Consider the following 3,590-nt stretch of genomic DNA (forward strand, 5'->3'; position numbering starts at 1 on the left):
AAAAAAGGTAGAGCAAAAGTGGATTACTGCTTTGCCTAATTGGGCTTTAACTATGTCTCAACTTGATATCTTTTTTCCTGGTAGGTTAAAAATTGAGTTGAATTGAAAATGCGGTTTGACACACTTTTTTGAACGTTCCCGGTATAATATCTTATAGCTTATTGTTTACACCTATTTCAGCATAAAAATTATTGTGGGGCTTGATTTTATACATATCACTACACATAATAGACTTTAGTATAAATTAGTAATATGCATCCAATCATATACTTACTTAACCTTTTACTTGATCTTTACAGCTTCGTTCTAATATGCTCAGTTGCTCTCGATTTGTTGATTAAATTGAATGTAGTTAACATGTATAATGAGATTGTAAGCAGCATAATGCAAACTTTAAACAGACTCACTTATCCTCCACTAAAGGTTATCAGAAGGTATATACAACCATTCAATGGATTAGATTTATCCGTGATGATATTGATAATAGCAATTCACTTTGTAAAATATACAATTACTTATTACTTTAAGTAGATGTTAAAAAAACAGCTAAAATCAGCGATATACTTGTCACTATTAATGTATATATATATATCGGTTTTTAGCTATAATTATAAAGATCCATCCTTAAATACAGCTACAAATCAGGAAGTAACAAATTTGGGCGGAGTAGTAGGTTCATATTTAGCTGATATATTGGTTCAATTTCTTGGACTCGCTAGTATTACAATAGCTACAACCATAGTTTACTTTTTAATTTTCAGAGCATCATTGCTGAAAATTATCTACCTAACGTTAATCAATGTAGCAATATATGCTATATTGTCGCAACTTTCGCTTGGCATTACTGCTAGATACATGCACGGTGGAATAGTCGGTAATGCTCTAATTGACCACTGCCCATTTTACATATTCACAGTAGTAGCATCAATAGGTGTTGTAGGGTTGGTTGGTTGGAAGAGAACAGTTTATTCTTTACTTTTCCTATGCAAAAAAATAGCTTCCTTTTTTGCAAAGTTTCTGTTTTTCAGGTTACGTAAAACTACTGATTATTCAATAGCACCATTAGTAATAGAGGGAAAATATAGAACCACTAGACAACAACCAAAAGAAAGACAGAAAAAAGCTACCGAAGAGATTTTTAAACCACCTTCTAGCGAGTTTGAGTTTCCAAGCATTCACTTACTTTCTAAAGTAGAAGAATCTATGCAGAGAAAACAGTTGAATGCATTAGAGAGCAATAAGAATTTATCTCTGCTCGAACAGGTGCTGAGTGATTTTGGCGTGCAAGGAAAAATTATAAGTGTATGTTATGGACCGGTTGTGACTTTATACAAACTTGAACCACAAGCAGGTACAAAATCTGCAAGAGTGATTGGTCTTGCAGATGATATTGCACGTTCAATGAGTGCACTTTCTGCACGTATTTCAATAATTCGTGGACAAAATGCCATGGGAATAGAATTGCCAAACAAGGAGCGAGAGATTGTAATGCTGCGTGATTTACTTGAATCGCCAGAATACCAAAATGCAAACTTAAATCTTCCAATTGCGCTTGGCAAGGAAATAAGCGGAAAACCAGTTATTGCAGATCTGACTAAAATGCCCCACTTGCTTGTTGCCGGAACTACAGGGTCAGGTAAGTCGGTTGCAATTAACACGATGATTCTGTCGCTTGTTTATCGACTAAGTCCTGATGAATGCAAGATGATAATGATCGATCCAAAAATGCTTGAGCTTTCAATATATGATGCAATACCGCATCTAATAACACCAGTGGTAACAGAGCCAAAAAAAGCTGTTATTGCTCTTAAGTGGATCGTGAAAGAGATGGAAAATCGCTATCGTATGATGTCATATTTAAATGTGCGGAATGTAATAAACTATAATCAAAAAATTACAGAAGCGATGAATAGCGGAATAGAATTGGAACGTGTTGTACAGATTGGGTTTAACTCAACAACGGGTAAACCTTTATTTGAAAAAATACCACTTAAAATGGAGACATTTCCGTATATTGTGGTGATTGTAGATGAAATGGCAGATTTAATGCTTGTTGCTGGCAAAGATATAGAATGCTCTATTCAACGTTTAGCTCAGATGGCTCGTGCTGCAGGAATACACATCATAATGGCAACGCAACGTCCGTCTGTAGATGTGATAACAGGTGTGATAAAAGCAAACTTTCCAACGAGAATTAGTTTTGCTGTTACTTCTAAGATAGATAGCCGTACAATACTTGGTGAACAAGGAGCTGAACAATTGCTTGGTATGGGTGATATGCTTTATATGGCTTCTGGTGGCAAGATTATTCGAGTTCACGGTCCATTTGTAAGTGATGATGAGGTGCAAAATATAGTTGATCATCTGAAAACGCAAGGTGAGCCAAACTACATGGAGGAAATCACTCGAGAAGATGAAAATTCTTTTGCGGAATCAGAAGGTGAAACAGAAGATGAAGAGAACGATCTATACAAGCAAGCAGTGGCCATCATTCAGAGAGATCAAAAGGTTTCAACTAGTTACATTCAAAGGCAACTTAGAATAGGCTATAACAGAGCTGCAAATATTGTTGAAAGAATGGAGAAAGAAGGTATTGTCAGTGCTCCGAGTTACTCAGGAAAGAGAGAGATATTGGTGGAATAACCCTTAACTTAAACCAAGGAAAGTTATTTCTAAGATCAATAGATCTCTTGCATAACTGGAATTCAAAAGTTCCAGCGCATGACCAGATATTTCTTATTGGATCCCAGTTATATAGTGTTTAATACTAAATTAACTACTAAAAACGTACAATAGTAATATATTAATTAGCTAGGGGGTTAAAAATGGGTATAACCAAATTTGTATTCGGTTTTGATAAATCGGATGTAACAGCATTGCAGGAAAGTCAAAATATTGATGCTAAAAAGTTTCAAGAAGTATTTAGCGCATTAAAAGAATGGCAAGAAGCTCAAAAGATAGATGCTAAACAGTTTGAAGAGGTATTTAGTGCATTAAAAGAGTGGCAAGAAGCTCAAAAGATAGATGTTGAGCAGTTTGAAAAAGTTTTTGGTGCATTAGAAGACAAGATTGGTACTGAGCAGTTTCAAGCTATGCAAGAGCACTTAAGCGGCTTGCAAGAAAAATTTACAGGCTTAGAAGAAAAAGTAGAAACATTTGCAGACATGGTAGGGGGACAAGAACAAGCAATACTAACTTGTGCCATAGTCAGTGCTGTTGCTGCAATAGCTGTAACTAGTTTTGTTGCATTCTGTATCTATCAGGGAGTTAAGCTTGATAAAGAGAAGAAAAACGACTTGTCTCAAGATATGCCAAGCGGAAAGTTTAATAATGTGAATGATACCGAAAAACTGAAGAATAACTTACAGCAAGGAAGAGTGTAATGCTCTTCTTGAAAGGGTGTTACGTAAAATTTGTAACGGGAACGTTCAAAAAAGTGTGTCAAACCGAAAAAAAAAGTAATAAATTGATATAAAAAATGGAGGTTTGATATGAGTCAAGCAAATAGAACTACTGGTTTGGTAGATTATAAAGAATTAGAAACAAATATCCTGTCATCTATACGAGAAGGAAGACCATTGACAGGAAGA

At 35.2% G+C, this 3,590-nt stretch carries 3 protein-coding genes; all 3 read left to right on the forward strand.

Annotated features, from left to right (window positions below; translation table 11 throughout):
* Nucleotides 1-252: 252 nt before the first annotated feature.
* The 3 genes from JR312_RS06290 (at nucleotide 253) to JR312_RS06300 (ending at nucleotide 3,383) form a co-directional block, all read left to right on the forward strand.
* Complete coding sequence (locus tag JR312_RS06290) at nucleotides 253-531, forward strand: YggT family protein (RefSeq protein ID WP_214250092.1); 279 nt, start codon at nucleotides 253-255, stop codon at nucleotides 529-531.
* Entirely contained in the window at nucleotides 532-2,643 is a 2,112-nt protein-coding gene (locus JR312_RS06295) for a DNA translocase FtsK (protein ID WP_264330409.1), read from the forward strand.
* Between the two features lie 182 nt (nucleotides 2,644-2,825).
* Nucleotides 2,826-3,383, forward strand: coding sequence for a hypothetical protein (locus JR312_RS06300; RefSeq protein ID WP_007302667.1), 558 nt, complete (start codon nucleotides 2,826-2,828; stop codon nucleotides 3,381-3,383).
* Nucleotides 3,384-3,590: the final 207 nt, after the last annotated feature.

The organism is Wolbachia endosymbiont of Nasonia giraulti, from assembly GCF_048054155.1.
In the GTDB taxonomy this organism is placed as follows: domain Bacteria; phylum Pseudomonadota; class Alphaproteobacteria; order Rickettsiales; family Anaplasmataceae; genus Wolbachia; species Wolbachia pipientis_C.

Coding starts and splice junctions, on each gene's coding strand:
- JR312_RS06290 (WP_214250092.1), top strand. CDS start 253: ATGCATCCAATCATATACTTACTTAACCTTTTACTTGATCTTTACAGC.
- JR312_RS06295 (WP_264330409.1), top strand. CDS start 532: ATGTTAAAAAAACAGCTAAAATCAGCGATATACTTGTCACTATTAATG.
- JR312_RS06300 (WP_007302667.1), top strand. CDS start 2,826: ATGGGTATAACCAAATTTGTATTCGGTTTTGATAAATCGGATGTAACA.